This is a genomic window from Providencia sp. UF-183 (assembly GCF_058246155.1).
The window spans coordinates 12,901-30,660 of the sequence record NZ_JBSICD010000017.1 but is presented as its reverse complement, the minus strand read 5'-3'; the positions used below and the strand labels follow the sequence as shown (position 1 = coordinate 30,660).

Below are 17,760 nucleotides of genomic sequence, written 5' to 3'. Positions count from 1 at the left end.
ATAATATGTTCTACTTTGTTTTTTCGACTGGCAACACCATATACACCCCACTGAATACTGCACCAACTTGGTTGTCTGGGTTGCTCACTTCAACTTTCAGTTTTACGCGTGCTTTACTGCCCCGCGCTAAGCGATCGAGGTCACCACTCATATTCGCTAAATCTGCAATCGCTGTTGGCCTACCACTAACGGGTTTACCATAGCGGATGTTGGCATCCACTAACACAATGTCGCCACCAAGTTGATGCTCTTGCATTAACAGCCAAATCAACCCCCAGCCTGTTAATGTGGCAAGGGAAAACTGGCTACCTGCAAAAATAGTCTCATGAGGATTTTGGTTGCCGGCTTCTGGCATCGTCGTAATAAAACGGGTGCCTGTGTATTGTTCAATGCGAACACCCATTTTTTCGCTTAACGGAATGTATTTATACCACGCTTGCTGTAACTCACCACACCAGTCAGGGCGATGCAGAATTTGGTCTAGGGTTTCAATCGGCTTGATCATCAAATAGTGGCGAACAGGTGTTTTAAGCTGCCCTGCAACTTGTCCCCTATTTTCAAACCCCATTTTGTTAAAGAAAGGAACGGCTTCTTCGCGTACACTGGAAACAATACGTTTTACGCCTTCTTGCCGAGCAACAGACTCCAGCGCCATAATAATCAGCTTACCCAGCCCTTTGCCTTGCATGACAGGGTTTACGGCGAGGAAGCGAATTGCACCTTCGTTATCAGCATTAATATATAAACGGCCAATCGCCAAAATACGGTTTTTATCATCCACCACCATTTGGTGATGAGCCGTTAAATCATAACCGTCTTTTTCAGAACCAAGGGGTTGGTTGAAGGGTTTTCGCAACATTTCCCAACGAAAGTGGTAGTAAGTCGCAAATTCAATTTCATCTTTCGGTGTACGTAAATGGTACATCGGCTCCCCCTTTAAAAATGGAATCACACTTGCAGCCAGAAGGTCACAGGGCCGTCATTGGTTAAGCTCACTTGCATATCCGCAGCAAATTGCCCTGTTTGGGTCATGACACCCTGCTGACGGCTTTGTTCCACAAAATATTGGTACAACTTGTCAGCTTTTTCAGGCTCTGCTCCCCCAGAAAAACTGGGTCTCATGCCTTTTTTGGTGTCCGCCGCTAACGTGAATTGTGAAACAACCAGTAAACTGCCTCCCGCTTGCTGAACATTCAGGTTCATTTTCCCTTGTTCATCACTGAAAATACGGTAGCCCAGTACCTTTTCACATAAGCGTTTAGCTTTTTGCTCGTCATCGTCTTTTTCGACGCCAAGCAGAACCAATAAACCGGAGTCTATTTGCCCAACTGTTTTTTCATCAACAACAACACTCGCGTGAGTGACTCTCTGGATTAATGCAATCATGATTACTCTGCACAAAAAGATGGAGCAACGTTAACCGTTGCTCCATCATCAATATCAAATGTTATTCAACTTCAGCACTAAAATCGTAAGTACGGAAATATTCAGGAACGGTATCTTTATCCACAACATGAACAGCACGGATACCTAGGGCTTGCGCTGCCTTGACATTTTCCTCTACATCATCGAAGAAAACCGCATCTGCCGCGTCAAACTCTTCAGATTGCAGAACATATTTGAAGATTTCAGGGTCCGGCTTACGCATACCTAAATCTTGGGATAAATAGAGAAAATCGGAGGATGCTGCAATTTCTGGGTAGTGTTCTGGCCAGTAGTCTAAATGTAGACGATTGGTATTCGATAAGACGACAACACGGTGGCCTTGCTCACGCAGGCGCTCCATAATATCAATCACTTCCGGTCTTAACGAAATAAAAATAGCGTGCCAGCCTTCAGCGAAATCTTCAAAGCTCAGCGTGATCCCCATTTCTTCACAAAGCAGCTCTGCAAACTCTATATCTGAAATTTTCCCACACTCATGTAATTGAAAGATATTGCCAAAAGTAAACCGTGATTTGATTTCTTCACTTGGCGTCCCGCTCAGTTCAGACCATTTATCAAACACACGATTAAAGTCGATATCAATAATCACATTACCCATATCGAAGATATACAGCATAAATTTTCCTCTTTGTTATTCACTAAATTTACTTTAATCATTATTCGTCCAACTGAACAGCCCTAATTGGTGATAATTCACGTTATTTTGTCAATTTATCGATTGAGCAAAGTTGAATTACTTGAACATTTCTAGCTCACACTTTGAGTGTGCTACTCTGATTTTTTAGTTTAAAGATGGAGATATCTATTTCCAACCAACCAATCGAGTAATATTATACTCAATGAAGCTTGATCAGCTTTCGCTTGAGCCATATACTACTCAATCGAGGTATTCCAGCATTTTTGGGAGAAAGTCTTGTGGATGATTTAGACAAAATAACCATTGAAGCCTATATCAATCAAAATTGGATAGATATCGCATCTATTGAATTTTCAAATAGCTATGAACTATCACGAGTTAATTACAATTTTGATTATGCTTTAGATAATTTAGATTTATGTGATAACCACGCTGTATCAATAAATTATCCAATCCAACTGTTTCCTTATGATCCTGCAAAAGACAACTACTTTTTAGATGACCTCATTCCCAGTGGAGCAAGTCGTCGTTTTTGGGTACAACATCTTGATATAAGAAGTTTAAGCTATAAAGCTCAAAACTTTATCTTACTTAAATATGCAACTGTTGCACCAATTGGTAATTTACGCGTTCAGGAATCTATTGATAATCAGCTGGAAAATAAAGAAATATTTTTTAAATTAAGTGATGTTGCTGAAAGGTCTTCAGATTTTTTAGATTATGCCAATGAAAAAGGTGGTGTTGCTGGCGGAGCAACTGGAGCCGGAGGGGAAGCCCCTAAACTGTTACTTCGTTATGCAGATGATGACCATATCTGGATAGACTATTATCAAGATTATTCATATAGGCCAAACGACCTTGCTTATTTAGTGAAATATCCAAGAGGAAAACGCAGTAATGATGACTGTGATATCCTGCGAACGGAATACCATTATTACCATGAATTAGAATCCCTCGGTTTTGAAACCATCGAAACCGCGACAATGAAACTCATTGAGAATAGCAACCAGATACCCTCTTTATGGCTACCTCGATTTGATATACTGCATTCAAACGGTATAACCTACAAACCTTCTGTGCAATCTGTCTATTCCATTTTAAATATGGGGCCTGGTGCGAGTTTGCATAATGAAAAAATGATCAGGGACTTACTTCAGATTTTTGAAACTAGCCACATTGAACCTCTATTTACCCGAGAAGAATTTATAACGGAATGGATAAATAGAGATTTGCTGAATGTTATTTTTGGTAATAGTGATAATCATGGCCGTAATACTGCCTTTATGCTATTCAATAACCAAATAAAATTTGCACCCATTTATGATTTTGCCCCAATGAAAGCTGACCCTGAAGGCATACCTCGTACAGCAAAATGGTCAGCTCAATATGAGCAAGGTGGAGATTTTGATTATATTGGTATTATAGAATCATTTTCCGATCTGGCCGATACCAATATGATTATTGAAAATATAAAAACGACTGCGACAAAATTAGTCGGTCTTAAAGAGCGGTTAAGTAATCGAGGCGTTCCTGAGCGCATCATTAATATGAATACATTTGGTTTTGATTTTATCCCTGAGAAATTAGCAAAATGGGGTCTACTATGAAAGATAAAAGACTCGAAATGTTTAATGATATTGAACGAATAAAATCACAAGAATTAAAAAATAATATTAATTTAGATAAAAAAATAAATTATTTAGAAAATAATATCTCGCTGCTTCAGCACAATTTATCTTTAATAAAAAACCAATTAGAAAATTACAAAAAAAACATATTTCTTATTCAAAAACAAAAGGATACAAACGAATCACGCATAAGAGAAATACTAAGAGAATTACAGAAAATAATGCATGAAAAATCTATTACTCACAGTAAAATAGAAAAAATCACACAGGCCATCAATGAGAGCTCTACCCATAACTCTCAATCTGCAATCTCCATTGAACAAGAAAAATCTTTACATAGCGAAAGGTTAGCTTTATTTCATAGTTTAAATGAATTTCGATTAATAGAATCAAACTTAGAAAGCAGACTGACTCATGAACAAAATCATAGCTTTGATTTAGAGAATAAATTAAAAGAATCAACGTCAAAATACGATGAGCTTAATCACCATTCTAACCGATTAGAACTGGAAATCGCTCAGTTAAATCAAGAAAAAAATTCTATTTATACGCAGCGGTTTTCACATAAAAATACTGACGGAATGACTGTTTCTCAGCAGAATACAATTAGGTTAGATGAAAATGAAAGCCAAATGCTTGATATTTTAACGGCGCTTTTTCTAAACAAAATTTCTATCGGTAATACAATAAAAAAACTCAGAGTTAATATATTAAAAATTAATCAAGAACAGTTTGGTAAACTTGTTGGTATTTCACGAAAAACTATTTCTGAGATAGAAAATGACCGAGGTAATTTATCTGCGGACTCACTCAGTGCCATAATGAAACCGTTCAACCTCAGATTAACACTATTACCAACGTCAAATGATCTTCTCGAACAGTTTAAAAATAGAATAAACCAATAAAAAAGCCAACCTAGATAGGTTCTAGATTAGCTTTTATTGCGAATAATTTTTATCTTGAGGCACCACTAATCGGTGCCTCATTATTTAAAAATTAGTCATCTTTAGAACGGCTTGCACGACGGCGATCGTTCTCAGTCAGGTGACGTTTACGCAGACGGATAGACTGCGGAGTCACTTCAACTAATTCGTCATCATCAATAAACTCAAGCGCTTGTTCCAGAGTCATTTTAATTGGTGGTGACAGTGTTGTTGCTTCATCGGTACCTGACGCACGCATGTTAGTCAGTTTTTTACCGGTTAAGCAGTTAACGGTTAAGTCGTTAGAACGTGAGTGAATACCGATGATTTGGCCTTCATACACTTCAGCACCGTGACCTAAGAACAGTTTACCGCGATCTTGCAGGCTGTACAGTGCGTAAGCAACTGCTTTACCTTGACCGTTAGAGATCAGAACACCGTTTTGACGACCACCGATTTCGCCTGGGCGAACATCGTCGTAATGGCTGAATGTTGAGTACAGTAAGCCAGTACCTGAAGTCATTGTCATGAACTCAGTACGGAAGCCAATCAGACCACGGCTTGGGATGATGTAGTCAAGACGCACACGGCCTTTACCGTCTGGCATCATGTCACGCAGGTCGCCTTTACGCTCACCTAACGCTTTCATCACATCACCTTGGTTTTGTTCTTCAACGTCTAAAGTCACTTGTTCGAACGGCTCTTGTTTACGACCATCGATTTCACGAATGATAACTTTTGGACGAGATACAGCCAGCTCGAAGCCTTCACGACGCATGTTTTCGATCAGAACAGATAAGTGCAGCTCACCACGACCTGATACACGGAATGCGTCTGGGTCTTGAGTTTCTTCAACACGCAATGCAACGTTGTGAACCAGTTCTTTATTCAGGCGGTCAAGGATTTGACGTGAAGTCACGAATTTACCTTCTTTACCGCAGAATGGTGAGGTGTTAACACAATAGAACATGCTAACTGTTGGCTCATCAACTGCTAACGCAGGCAATGCTTCAACGCTACCCACTTGGCAGATAGTGTCAGAAATGTTCAGTTCACCCAAACCTGTCAGTGCAACGATATCGCCCGCTTCAGCTTGTTGTGAATCGATACGCTCTAAACCTAAGTGCGTTAATACTTTACCGATTTTACCGTTGCGAGTTTTACCTTCGCTATCGATAACAGTCACTTGTTGGTTAGGTTTAACTACACCGCGTTTAATACGGCCGATACCGATAACGCCTAAGTAGCTGTTGTAATCCAACTGCGAAACTTGCATTTGGAAAGGACCATCGACATCAACGGCTGGTGGCGCGACGTGCTCTACGATAGCTTCGTACAGCGGAGTCATATCTTCAGCCATTTCAGTGTGGTCAAGACCTGCGATACCGTTTAATGCAGATGCGTAAACGATAGGGAAATCGAGTTGCTCATCCGTTGCACCTAAGTTCACGAATAAGTCGAATACTTGGTCAACAACCCAATCAGGACGTGCGCCTGGGCGGTCAACTTTATTAATAACAACAATTGGACGTAAACCGTGGTCGAACGCTTTTTGCGTTACGAAACGTGTTTGTGGCATTGGGCCATCCATCGCATCAACAACCAGCAGAACGCAGTCAACCATAGACATTACGCGCTCAACCTCACCACCGAAATCGGCGTGGCCTGGGGTGTCTACGATATTGATGTGATAACCATTCCATTGGATTGCCGTATTTTTAGCAAGAATGGTAATACCGCGCTCTTTCTCCAAGTCGTTGGAGTCCATAACACGCTCATCGACAGTTTCACGTTCGCCGAACGTACCTGACTGTTGCAATAATTTACCAACCAGTGTTGTCTTGCCATGGTCAACGTGAGCGATGATGGCGATGTTTCTTAAGTTTTGAATTGACAAGGATTTTTACCGTTTAATTGACAGGAAAGGAATATGTTTTTTGCGGTATTCTAATTACCCAAACATACTTTCTACGTTAATTTGCTGTTATTTTACACGTTTTTCCGCACAAGTGGAATAAATGTGAAACCCATCACTGTATAAAAAGTTTTTAACGAAAAAACATTCAGTTGCGTAACAGTGCCAGATTCCCTCATAAAATAATGAGCATCATCTCTGCGAAACCACGAAGTGACAGAATAATACGCTAAAAACTTAATATTAGCAGCCCAAAAAAAGAACAAAAAATAGACTTTCTTTCTTAACCGCCATTTTTAATGTCTTTTTATGTTATTTAGATATATCTAAATTGACTGATTAGATATATCTAAATATAGTAGAGCCATAAAATAAATTCGATATATCTAAAGTTACAAACTAAGGAGTAACTATATGCTAATTAAATCTTGTCGTCATGTATATTATGCGCGCCATGACGAAAATCAGCGCGGTCACCACGATGGCTGTTGCCATGGCGAAAGTCGTCACGGTCACAATGAACGTCGTCATGGCCATGATGAATGTTGCCACGGAGGCGAACGCCGCAGCCACGATGACCATTATTACGGTGATGACCGTCATGGGCATGGGCACGGCGAACGTTGCCATGGCAAAGGCCGTCATGGGCACGGGCACAGCGAGTGTTGCCACGGCGAAGGCCGTCATGGGCACGGGCACGGCGAACGCTGCCACGGTGAAGGCCGTCATGGACACGGGCACGGCGAACGCTGCCACGGTGAAGGCCGTCATGGACACGGCAATGAACGCCAAAAAGGTCGTGGTAGAGGCAAAGGCCTGCGTCGTTTATTCGACCATGGCGATCTTCACATTATGGTGCTTTCATTAGTTGCGAAAAAACCGAGCTATGGCTATGAAATTATTAAAGACATTCAAGAAGCCTCAAACGGCCTCTATGTCCCAAGCCCGGGTGTTATTTATCCAACACTAACACTGTTGGAAGAACAAGGCTTTTTAGAGTCTCAAATTGTTGAGCGCAATCGCAAAAGTTTTACGATTACGCCGGAAGGCGCTACGCACTTAGCGCAGAATAAAGAAACGGAAGCGGTAATTGCTCGTAAGCTGGCAAAAGCACGTGATATGCAGCAAGGTAGCAATTTAGCAGAAGACATCGAAATGGCAGTCAGCCGTTTTAAAGCCCTGCTGCGCCACAAAATGGTTCTAAAGCAACTGAATGAAGAACAAACGCGCCAAATTGCTTCCATCATTAATGATGCAGTGAAACAAATTGAAGAAGTGAATACATTATTAACCAACAGTGATGATGAATAACATCTCCTCGCGCGTTAAATAATGTCTGCCAATTCAGCTTTGGGCTTATTATTAAGCACAAAGCTGGCCTTTTTTCTCTATCCCCTGGCTTAGATGCACCAAAATAATGCAGACCATTACAATATTGCACCATAAAAGTGCAAATTACACCTGTTTTTAACTCAATCGATTGACATTCCTTCGTAACAATCAGTATTTACTCTTCTTTTAAAAGTTGGCACGCTTTTCGCTTATAGTATTCATAGTGAGCGAGCAACGTGTATTAATGTGATTCATCACCGCCGCCACGCCAGACAAACCAACAAACGCAAAATATGATGCAATTTGTTGATTAGACCCGACCAGGAGAGCCGAGAATGTCCGCTGAACATGTTTTATCGTTAATTAAAGAGCACAATGTAAGATTTATTGATCTGCGTTTTACCGACACTAAAGGTAAAGAGCAACATATCACTATCCCTGCTCACCAAGTTGACGAAGACTTCTTTGAAGAAGGCCAGATGTTCGACGGTTCATCAATTGGTGGCTGGAAAGGCATCAACGAATCTGACATGGTACTGATGCCTGATGCATCTACCGCAATGTTAGACCCATTCTTTGCTGATGTGACCTTAATTATCCGTTGCGATATTTTAGAGCCGGGTACCATGCAAGGTTACGACAGAGACCCTCGTTCCATTTCCAAACGTGCGGAAGATTTCCTGCGTTCAAGTGGTATCGCTGACATCGTGTTATTTGGCCCAGAACCTGAATTCTTCGTTTTTGACGATATTCGTTTTGGTAACAACATGCACGGCAGCTACTACCATATCGATGATATCGAAGCAGCATGGAACACAGGCACAAAATACGAAGGCGGCAACAAAGGCCACCGTCCAGCAGTTAAAGGCGGTTACTTCCCAGTGCCACCGGTTGACTCATCACAAGACCTGCGCTCTGCAATGTGTACCACAATGGAAGAGATGGGCTTAGTTGTTGAAGCTCACCACCATGAAGTGGCAACTGCAGGCCAAAACGAAGTCGCTACCCGCTTTAATACCATGACCAAAAAAGCGGATGAAACTCAGATTTATAAATATGTCGTTCACAACGTTGCACATGCCTACGGCAAAACAGCGACCTTTATGCCGAAACCATTAGTAGGTGATAACGGTTCAGGTATGCACTGCCACATGTCTTTATCAAAAGATGGCGTGAACCTGTTTGCGGGTGACAAATACGGCGGTTTATCTGAAATGGCGCTGTACTACATCGGCGGTATCATTAAACACGCACGTGCACTGAACGCATTTACTAACCCAACAACTAACTCATACAAACGTTTAGTTCCGGGCTTTGAAGCACCCGTTATGCTGGCTTACTCAGCGCGTAACCGCTCTGCATCTATCCGTATCCCTGTGGTTGCAAGCACCAAAGCACGTCGTATTGAAGTGCGCTTCCCAGACCCAGCGGCTAACCCATACTTGGCGTTTGCTGCGCAGTTAATGGCGGGTCTTGATGGCATCATCAATAAGATTCACCCAGGTGATGCAATGGACAAAAACCTGTATGACTTACCACCAGAAGAAGCGAAAGAAATCCCGACTGTAGCAGGTTCTTTAGACGAAGCGCTGGCTGAGCTGGATAAAAATCGCGAGTTCTTAACCCGTGGTGGTGTGTTTACGAATGACGCTATCGATGCATACATTGAATTAACTCGTGCCGACATCCAACGTGTTCGTATGGCACCGCACCCTCTCGAATTTGAAATGTACTACAGTGTGTAACACGCCGTTCCACTGATAGTCTTTGTTGCCGTGAAGCACTTGCCCCATCTTTTGATGGGGCCTTTTCTCTCTACTGCACCAAAGAGGCAAAATCAAATATCGGTTGTTTGGTCTATCAGGTATAATGCACCAAAATAGTGCAGGAGCAACATTACATGAAAACCGAACATTTGCCAGCACCCGAACAAATTCTCGACTCCCTCATTAATAGCGTGCTTATTTTGGATTACGATTTGGTTATCCATTACGCCAATCATGCTGCATTGCAAATCCTAACCCAAAGCCAGCGCAAACTATACGGAACCCCTCTTCCACTGTTATTTAGCTATTGCTCGCTCAATGATGAATTGATGCTCAGTAGCTTAAAAGAAGGCCACAGTTTTACGGAAAACGAAGTCACGTTAGTGTTTAATAACCATTCCCATGTGATGTCCTTCAGCGCACAGCCATTTTCAGAACAATTTATTTTAGTCGAGTTATCACAACTCGATAGCCAGCGGCGCCTTAGCCAAGAGTTGGTGCAAAATGCACAACAGCTTGCTGCACGTGAACTTATTCGTGGACTCGCCCATGAAATCAAAAACCCATTAGGCGGTTTACGAGGCGCTGCGCAATTGTTGTCTAAGGCACTACCTGACCCGCAACTAAATGAATATACTCAAGTTATAATCGAACAAGCTGACCGTTTAAGGGCTTTAGTCGATAGATTACTGGGACCGCAATATCCGGGGCCCAAAACCCAGCAAAGCATCCACCATATAATGGAAAATGTCACTCGCTTGGTTTCCCTCGAAAAACCCGATAACGTCACATTGACTCGTGACTATGACCCGAGTTTGCCCGATTTAGAATATTACCCCGACCAAATTGAGCAAGTATTGTTGAACGTCACCCGTAACGCGCTGCAAGCCCTCGCCGATACGGGTGGTCATATCACGCTACGCACACGTACCGCATTTCAAGTCATGTTACAAGGAGAGCGTTATCGGTTAGCTGCGCGTATTGATATCGAAGATAACGGCCCAGGTATTCCATTGGCTATTCAAGATACGCTTTTCTACCCAATGGTAAGTGGACGACCTGATGGGACAGGACTTGGCCTGTCAATTGCGCGAAGTTTAGTGGATCAACACGCAGGGAAAATCGAGTTTACCAGTTGGCCGGGGCACACTGAGTTTTCTATTTATCTACCCATCAAAAAATAGGGGATAACCATGTCACAGGGAAAAATTTGGGTCGTAGATGACGACAGTTCCATTCGCTGGGTTCTAGAGCGGGCACTCAACAATGCAGAATTTGTCTGCACCTGTTTTGACAGTGCTGATGCGGTACTTGCTGCATTGGAAAACGCCCTCCCTGATGTTTTGTTATCCGATATTCGCATGCCCGGAACCAATGGTATTGAGCTACTCAATACCATTAAGCAATCACACCCCCTTTTACCGATCATCATTATGACGGCTCACTCAGACCTCGATGCTGCCGTAAATGCCTATCAGTCAGGTGCCTTTGATTACTTACCTAAACCGTTTGATATCGATGAAACCGTGGCATTGGTTGAACGAGCGTTAAATCATAGCCGTGAACAGAACCATACGGGACGCGAAACAAAGCAAAAAGCGCCGATTGTTTCATCCACCATGATTGGTGAAGCACCTGCAATGCAGGAGGTATACCGCATTATCGGCCGTTTATCTCGCTCATCAATTAGCGTACTGATTAACGGTGAATCAGGCACAGGGAAAGAGCTCGTTGCTCACGCTTTGCACCAACATAGCCCACGAGTTAACGAGCCCTTTATTGCCTTGAACATGGCGGCTATTCCAAAAGATCTCATCGAATCAGAACTTTTTGGCCATGAAAAAGGGGCGTTCACGGGGGCAACCCAAGTTCGCCAAGGGCGCTTTGAACAAGCCAACCGCGGCTCATTATTTTTAGATGAAATTGGCGATATGCCCCTTGATGTACAAACACGGTTATTGCGCGTGCTTGCTGAGGGGCAATTTTACCGTATTGGTGGCTATACCCCTGTAAAAGTGGATGTACGAATTATTGCCGCTACCCACCAAGATCTTGAAAAACGGGTCAAAGAAGGTTTATTCCGTGAGGATTTATTTCACCGATTAAACGTAATTCGAGTGCAACTCCCCCCATTGCGGGAACGCACGGAAGACATCCCACGCCTCGCACACTATTTTTTACAAAATACCGCAAAAGAGTTAGGGGTAGAAAGCAAGGTATTGCACCCAGATAGTGAAAAAATTCTGCAACGCTATTATTGGTCAGGAAATGTACGTCAATTGGAAAACGTCTGCCGCTGGCTGACTGTCATGGCGGCAAGCCAAGAAATTTTACCGCAAGATTTGCCCGATGATTTATTGGAAGAGCACCCGATACAAAAAACGGAAGTCAGCAAACCGACAGCCAATGAACCCGTCACTTTGCCAGTGCATCAAACCAACTCAGATGTACAATGGTTTGAATTATTGGAAAAGTGGGCTGATCATGCGTTATCCGCAGGTAAAGACGATTTATTAACACAAACAGTCCCACTATTAGAGCGCACTCTGCTTAACTGCGCACTGAAACATACTGATGGGCATAAACAAGAGGCGGCTCGCCTATTAGGCTGGGGGCGAAATACCCTAACCCGTAAATTAAAAGAACTCGGCATTGAATAAACCACAATAAAATTAAGTCACTTCACTTGATTTTGGTGATTATTTAAAAAGGCGTAGAGGAAAACTCTACGCCTTTTTATTAGTTAAAAATTAAAGTTATTGCCGAGTTATATTAAGGTTTCATATTAGAACAAATAAACACCCTCTATTTTAGATAATCCAGCTCCAACTTCATTCCTTATATTGAGCATTGAAATAAGATATTCAATTTAATGCAATACATTAATGATTCCTTTCAACAAAACCACTCATCTTATTTAGCTCAGCGTAATTATTAAATCCCCCACGAACACATTATGCGTGAAATATAAAATGTAAATATCAATTTAAAATTAGTTTAAATATTTAATATTTATTTTCATTACAGCCTTAACAATAAAAAACATAAAAATTGAACTTTGAGAAACTTAGTTAAAAACCACCCAACCCATAATGTGAATACCAAACAAACCTCCCGTAAATATTAAAAACAAAATAATTAAACCTAAATTACTCGCATATTGTTTATTATAAAAATAAACGACAAAATACATACCAATTGAGAAAGGCGATATTTACCCCCCTCAATAACATCAAATAAAATATCTTTATTGGAGAGTCATAAATGAAAAAGAATATTATCGCAACGTTAATTGCGACGTCGTCTATTTTTGCTATTAATAATGTATTAGCCGCTGACGGTACTATCGAATTTACCGGTGAAATCACAGATCAAGCATGTGAACTGGCAACAGGCTCAGATGTATTTACAGTGAACTTAGGTAAAGTGTCAAAAACAACTTTACCAAGTACAGGAAGTACAGCTGCCGCGACTAAATTCACCATTAAATTAGAAAATTGCCCACAAACAGTCACAAGTGCAACCGTTAAGTTTGATGCTATTAGCTACGCAGGAGACAACAATGTGCTCCAGCTAACTGACCCTACGGCAAATACAACCGCTAAAAATGTCGGTATTCAAATTCAAGATGTAACCGGTGCAACCGTTCCACTGTTTGCTGAGTCTAGTGCTTATGCATTAAAACAAAATACAGTCAACAATTTGGATTTTACGGCGCGCTATATTGCGATGTCTGATACGGTCGGTGTCGGTCAAGCAAATTCAACAGCAACGTTCACAATCAATTATAACTAATTGGAATTTAAGGTTTAAACGGACTTAAACCTTATTCCTGTATTACTGGGTGATAATATGAAACGCTTAATTTGTTTTTTTATGTCTTTATTCTTATTTATGCAAACAGCTAACGCTGGCGTCATTATTGGCGGCACTCGCGTTATTTATAATGAAGGGAATAAAGATGTCAGTATCAGTGTCGAAAACCCCGATAAAATCCCCTATTTAATTCAATCGTGGATTGATGGTATCGACGAGAAAAAACAATCGGATTTTACTATTACACCGCCATTATTTAGGCTAAATGCCGATAAAACCAATGCATTGCGGATCTTTTTAACCGCGAACACCTTACCTAAAGATAAAGAGTCTTTATTTTGGCTGAATATTAAAACCATTCCTGCCACCGAACGCACAGAAAACTCGTTGCAGATTGCCTTTAAAACACAAATGAAATTGATTTACCGCCCCTCAGCAATTAAAGGCGTGAACTTTGAAGAACAACAAAAAAAGCTGACATGGTCTAAATCGGGTAACCAATTAACGGTGAATAACCCAACACCCTATTTTATGAATTTCCAAAGCATTACCTTTAATGGCAAAAAAGTGAGTGATGTGTCTTATGCTACCCCATTATCCAGTACAACTTTTGAGCTGAAGGATAGCGCCACCCACGGTACCGTGAAATGGGAAGTAATTAATGATTATGGCTCTGCCTCTGAGGCGTCTGAAGCAAAAATATAGCCCAAAAATTTTTAGGTTCTAAACATGAAAATAAATAAAATATGCCTTAGCCTATTCATTTATTTAGGCTATACAGTACCTTTGTACGCGGAAAACCCTACAGGTAATAATTCGGTAGAAGGAGGCGCGTATTTTGACCCTGACTTTTTAGAATTGCCAAATAAAGATGCAGTGGATTTAAGTCAATTTGAAAATAACCAACAATTGGCAGGAAGCTATTATGTCGATATTTATGTGAACACCAATTTAATTGGCGCAAAAAATTTAAAGTTCGATAAAAATAGCGACAATAAATTAGCGCCTTGTTTAACACTGGACGATTTAAAAAGTTTTGATATTAAAGTTGCAGATTATCCTGAATTAAATAATAGTCAAAATAACTGTGTTAATTTGGCTGCTATTCCCGATGCCAAAAGCAACTTTGATTTTGACTCTCAACGTTTATATTTAAGCATTCCACAAATCGCACTGGCGAAAAACCCGCGGGGTTACGTGGACTTAGCCGATATCGACAATGGGATCACCGCTCTGCTGCTTAATTACAGCTACAGCGGGTCGAAAAACCATGACCGCCAAGGCGGTGACGACACGACGTCAAACTACGTTAACCTGCGCCCGGGTATTAACATTGGGGCATGGCGCCTGCGCAACTACACCACATGGTCAAACAGCAGCGGGCAACCCAATAAATGGGACACCATTTACACCTATGCTTCCCGAGGGATCAATAGCCTAAAAAGCCAATTGATTTTAGGGGATAGCACATCGCCATCCCAAGTATTTGACAGCGTGCCATTTCGTGGGGCACAGCTCGCCACTGATGACGATATGTACCCCGAAAGTTTACGTGGTTATGCCCCCGTCGTACGCGGAATAGCACGCAGCAATGCACAAGTTACCATTCGCCAAAATGGGTATACCATCTACCAAACGGACGTGGCTGCGGGGCCGTTTGAAATCAGCGATCTGTACCCAACAGGGAGCAGCGGTGACTTGCATGTGACGATAAAAGAGTCGAACGGCAGCGAACAAGTACAAATTGTGCCGTTTGCGTCACTCCCTGTATTACAGCGCGAAGGGTATTTAGCCTATAGCGCCACCGCTGGGGAATACCGCTCATATGATAAAAGCGTGGATAAAACCAAATTTGGTCAATTTACACTGATTTATGGCTTACCCCATGGCACCACTGTTTTTGGCGGCAGTCAGTTAAGTGACGATTACCAATCCTACTCCATCGGGGCAGGAAAGAATTTGGGCGTATTAGGTGCCATTTCCATTGATGTCACCCAATCCCAAGCGAAGCTGCGCGATGACACTAAAAAGCGCGGGCAGTCTTATCGTTTTCGCTATAACAAAAATCTGAATGATATCGGCACCAATATTGCGCTCGCGGGTTACCGTTATTCCACTGAAGGGTTTTACAGCTTATCAGAAGTGTTCGATACCTTCCGTGACGACACTTACACCCCAACTATTGAGCGCCGCCGTAATCGTGGGGAAATCACATTGAGCCAAAACTTAGGGGATACCTATGGCTCCGTGTCCGCGGGTTTTATCAGTGAAGACTATTGGAACAGTGACCGAAAAACGCAGTCCGCAACACTGGGTTATAACAATAGCTGGCAGGGTATCAGTTACGGCATAAATTATACCTATAACAAGAACACCAGCAGCTATTCATACAGTGCGAACAGTAAAAAGCAGAGTGAAGATGACCATCAGTTCTCGCTTTCACTCAATATTCCGTTCAGTTTCTTCGAAGATACGGCTTATATCAATTTAAACAGCAATTACAGCAGTGAAGGTGCTCGTTCGGCCAGCGTGGGGGTTTCTGCCTCGCAACTGAATAACCGCTTAAATTGGGGCATGCAGCAAAGTGTAGCAAACCAAGGGCAAGGTGGATCGGGGAATGCTAATGCCTCTTACAAAGGGCGATATGGTGAAATATCCGGTGGAACAGGTTACAGCAAAAGTAACTACAACCTGTATTACGGTGTAAATGGCAGCCTCGTCGCACACTCTGGCGGGTTAGTGTTAGGCCAACAATTGGGTGAGACTGCGGCTATTGTGGAAATCCCTGATGCAGGGGATGTGCCAATTATGAACCAAGCGGGCGTGGTAACCAATAACCAAGGTTATGCGTTAATGCCATACGTGACGGCTTACCGTAAAAATACCGTGGATATTGATACCTCGGCGTTACCCAATAATACCGAAATGGAGTTAACCAGCCAAACCGTCGCACCAAGCCGAGGCGCTCTCGTCAAAGCCAGCTTTGCAGCGAATGTCGGTTACCGCGCGATTATGACGCTAACCTTTGCAGACGGAAAGCCAGTGCCATTTGGGGCACAGGCCATATTTAATAATAACAACCAATTAAATAGCCTTGTCGGTAATGACGGTGAAGTGTATTTATCCGGCTTAGCGGAAAGTGGGCAGTTTATTATTCAATATAACGAGAAACAACAATGCCAAGTAAATTATAACTTAGCAGGGATTTCGGATTATATGGGGTTATATAAAACTCAAGGAGTTTGTCAGTGAAAAAGAGACTCATAATAAAGATTTTTTTATTATCGTTAGGGTTATTTATTGTTAACAATAAAGCCAATGCCTATGATTGTTATAATGGACAACCTGTTCGTGCCGCATACATTAATGGAACAAATAAAATTGATGTTCCATTCGACAGTAATTTCACTGGTGATTTAAAGACAATAATAGCAACTTCAAGCGTACCTCTTGATATGTATGTAAATAATGACGGTAAAGATTATAATAGCCAATGTAAAAATATCTCTACTACAAATAGTAATATTGGGAATGTCTATTTTCAATATCTATATGCAAATGGTCAAACATCTCAATCACCTTTAAAAACAAATATATCAGGCGTTTCACAATATGTTAGATTTGTTGCAAATAATTGCCCAACATGCTCTTCATCCATTAATTTCCCTTATGTGGGCTATATCAATGGTACATATAATTCAATGCCTTGGGTTCCAGCATATTTCACCTTAACCTTAACACAAACTGGTAAGGTAACAAAATCTGGATATATTGATAGTGGATTAATTGCCACAAAAGGTAATCGTAATGCGGCGGCAGGCGCGGCTTATCATTTAAATACCACACTAACTATTCAACCTAACTCTATCTATATTAATGTGCTTAATTGCTCGTTAAATCAGAGTGTTTACAATATTAATTTAGGTGACTGGTACGATACTCAATTTAAAAATATTGGGAATACTAGTGATATGGTTGATATTCCAATTTCACTAAAATGTAACCCTGAGACAAACATCAATGTAACCGTGAAAAGTACCAATGGTTCGTCCTCTCCGACAGCAGGCTGGCTTAACATAGCCACCGAAGAAAATAGTGCAAAAGGTATCGCTGTACAGCTACTCGATAACAATAATAACCCAATAACGTTGGATAAAAAATTTAATCAAGCAAAATCAGTTTCAGAAGGCGATTATATTTTCAATTGGAAAGCCCGTTATATTAAAACAGCAGATAAGATCACACCAGGCTCTGCAAATGCCTCAGCCACTGTTAATATTCGTTATGAATAGGATTA

14 protein-coding genes are annotated in these 17,760 nt (G+C 41.5%); 10 read left to right on the top strand and 4 right to left on the bottom strand.

Annotation, left to right across the window (positions count from 1 at the left end):
• Positions 1-10: 10 nt before the first annotated feature.
• The 3 genes from fabY to yihX all read right to left on the bottom strand — a co-directional run bounded on the left by fabY (position 11) and on the right by yihX (position 2,062).
• Entirely contained in the window at positions 11-925 is a 915-nt protein-coding gene (gene fabY / locus AC4IFT_RS15525; RefSeq protein ID WP_490751790.1) for a fatty acid biosynthesis protein FabY, read from the bottom strand.
• Between the two features lie 23 nt (positions 926-948).
• Positions 949-1,386 (bottom strand): D-aminoacyl-tRNA deacylase, encoded by a 438-nt coding sequence (gene dtd, locus AC4IFT_RS15520; RefSeq protein WP_490751788.1) that lies wholly within the window; start codon positions 1,384-1,386, stop codon positions 949-951.
• 61 nt (positions 1,387-1,447) lie between these two features.
• The gene (yihX, locus tag AC4IFT_RS15515; protein ID WP_490735347.1) at positions 1,448-2,062 is read right to left on the bottom strand and encodes a glucose-1-phosphatase; all 615 of its coding nucleotides are present in this window, start codon (positions 2,060-2,062) and stop codon (positions 1,448-1,450) included.
• A 299-nt stretch (positions 2,063-2,361) separates the two neighbouring features.
• Between yihX and AC4IFT_RS15510 the strand changes: the two genes are divergently transcribed.
• Together AC4IFT_RS15510 and AC4IFT_RS15505 are read left to right on the top strand one after the other, a co-directional pair.
• A complete protein-coding gene (locus AC4IFT_RS15510; RefSeq protein WP_490751786.1) occupies positions 2,362-3,690 on the top strand; it encodes a HipA domain-containing protein in 1,329 nt (442 codons plus the stop codon).
• Positions 3,687-4,616, top strand: coding sequence for a helix-turn-helix transcriptional regulator (locus AC4IFT_RS15505; protein WP_490751784.1), 930 nt, complete (start codon positions 3,687-3,689; stop codon positions 4,614-4,616). Before AC4IFT_RS15510 ends, AC4IFT_RS15505 begins: the two co-directional genes overlap by 4 nt.
• A gap of 91 nt (positions 4,617-4,707) precedes the next feature.
• Here AC4IFT_RS15505 and typA read toward each other — a convergent pair whose 3' ends face one another.
• Positions 4,708-6,531, bottom strand: a complete 1,824-nt coding sequence (typA, locus tag AC4IFT_RS15500; RefSeq protein WP_490735356.1) for a ribosome-dependent GTPase TypA — start codon at positions 6,529-6,531, stop codon at positions 4,708-4,710.
• 432 nt (positions 6,532-6,963) lie between these two features.
• Here typA and AC4IFT_RS15495 point away from each other — a divergent pair, with 432 nt between their 5' ends.
• The 8 genes from AC4IFT_RS15495 to AC4IFT_RS15460 all read left to right on the top strand — a co-directional run bounded on the left by AC4IFT_RS15495 (position 6,964) and on the right by AC4IFT_RS15460 (position 17,755).
• Complete coding sequence (locus AC4IFT_RS15495) at positions 6,964-7,860, top strand: PadR family transcriptional regulator (protein ID WP_490751782.1); 897 nt, start codon at positions 6,964-6,966, stop codon at positions 7,858-7,860.
• 356 nt (positions 7,861-8,216) lie between these two features.
• Positions 8,217-9,626 carry a glutamate--ammonia ligase gene (gene glnA / locus AC4IFT_RS15490; protein WP_219245394.1) on the top strand — a complete coding sequence of 470 codons (1,410 nt, stop codon included), beginning with the start codon at positions 8,217-8,219 and terminating at the stop codon, positions 9,624-9,626.
• A gap of 155 nt (positions 9,627-9,781) precedes the next feature.
• The gene (glnL, locus tag AC4IFT_RS15485; protein WP_490735360.1) at positions 9,782-10,831 is read left to right on the top strand and encodes a nitrogen regulation protein NR(II); all 1,050 of its coding nucleotides are present in this window, start codon (positions 9,782-9,784) and stop codon (positions 10,829-10,831) included.
• A 9-nt stretch (positions 10,832-10,840) separates the two neighbouring features.
• Positions 10,841-12,307, top strand: coding sequence for a nitrogen regulation protein NR(I) (glnG, locus tag AC4IFT_RS15480; protein WP_490735362.1), 1,467 nt, complete (start codon positions 10,841-10,843; stop codon positions 12,305-12,307).
• Positions 12,308-12,911: 604 nt separating this feature from the next.
• Positions 12,912-13,442: a fimbrial protein gene (locus AC4IFT_RS15475; protein WP_490751780.1), complete on the top strand. Its 531-nt coding sequence runs from the start codon at positions 12,912-12,914 to the stop codon at positions 13,440-13,442.
• A gap of 57 nt (positions 13,443-13,499) precedes the next feature.
• Positions 13,500-14,168, top strand: a complete 669-nt coding sequence (locus AC4IFT_RS15470) for a fimbrial biogenesis chaperone (RefSeq protein WP_490751778.1) — start codon at positions 13,500-13,502, stop codon at positions 14,166-14,168.
• A 24-nt stretch (positions 14,169-14,192) separates the two neighbouring features.
• Positions 14,193-16,715, top strand: a complete 2,523-nt coding sequence (locus AC4IFT_RS15465) for a fimbria/pilus outer membrane usher protein (RefSeq protein ID WP_490751776.1) — start codon at positions 14,193-14,195, stop codon at positions 16,713-16,715.
• On the top strand, positions 16,712-17,755 hold the full coding sequence (locus tag AC4IFT_RS15460; RefSeq protein WP_490751774.1) for a fimbrial protein: 1,044 nt from the start codon (positions 16,712-16,714) through the stop codon (positions 17,753-17,755). The genes AC4IFT_RS15465 and AC4IFT_RS15460 overlap by 4 nt, the downstream gene beginning before the upstream one ends.
• Positions 17,756-17,760: the final 5 nt, after the last annotated feature.

What these genes read in the sequence shown, in the direction of transcription:
- dtd (WP_490751788.1), bottom strand. Translation starts at nt 1,386, where the DNA reads ATGATTGCATTAATCCAGAGAGTCACTCACGCGAGTGTTGTTGTTGAT.
- AC4IFT_RS15505 (WP_490751784.1), top strand. Translation starts at nt 3,687, where the DNA reads ATGAAAGATAAAAGACTCGAAATGTTTAATGATATTGAACGAATAAAA.
- glnA (WP_219245394.1), top strand. Translation starts at nt 8,217, where the DNA reads ATGTCCGCTGAACATGTTTTATCGTTAATTAAAGAGCACAATGTAAGA.
- glnG (WP_490735362.1), top strand. Translation starts at nt 10,841, where the DNA reads ATGTCACAGGGAAAAATTTGGGTCGTAGATGACGACAGTTCCATTCGC.
- yihX (WP_490735347.1), bottom strand. Translation starts at nt 2,062, where the DNA reads ATGCTGTATATCTTCGATATGGGTAATGTGATTATTGATATCGACTTT.
- fabY (WP_490751790.1), bottom strand. Translation starts at nt 925, where the DNA reads ATGTACCATTTACGTACACCGAAAGATGAAATTGAATTTGCGACTTAC.
- AC4IFT_RS15465 (WP_490751776.1), top strand. Translation starts at nt 14,193, where the DNA reads ATGAAAATAAATAAAATATGCCTTAGCCTATTCATTTATTTAGGCTAT.
- AC4IFT_RS15475 (WP_490751780.1), top strand. Translation starts at nt 12,912, where the DNA reads ATGAAAAAGAATATTATCGCAACGTTAATTGCGACGTCGTCTATTTTT.
- AC4IFT_RS15470 (WP_490751778.1), top strand. Translation starts at nt 13,500, where the DNA reads ATGAAACGCTTAATTTGTTTTTTTATGTCTTTATTCTTATTTATGCAA.
- AC4IFT_RS15495 (WP_490751782.1), top strand. Translation starts at nt 6,964, where the DNA reads ATGCTAATTAAATCTTGTCGTCATGTATATTATGCGCGCCATGACGAA.
- glnL (WP_490735360.1), top strand. Translation starts at nt 9,782, where the DNA reads ATGAAAACCGAACATTTGCCAGCACCCGAACAAATTCTCGACTCCCTC.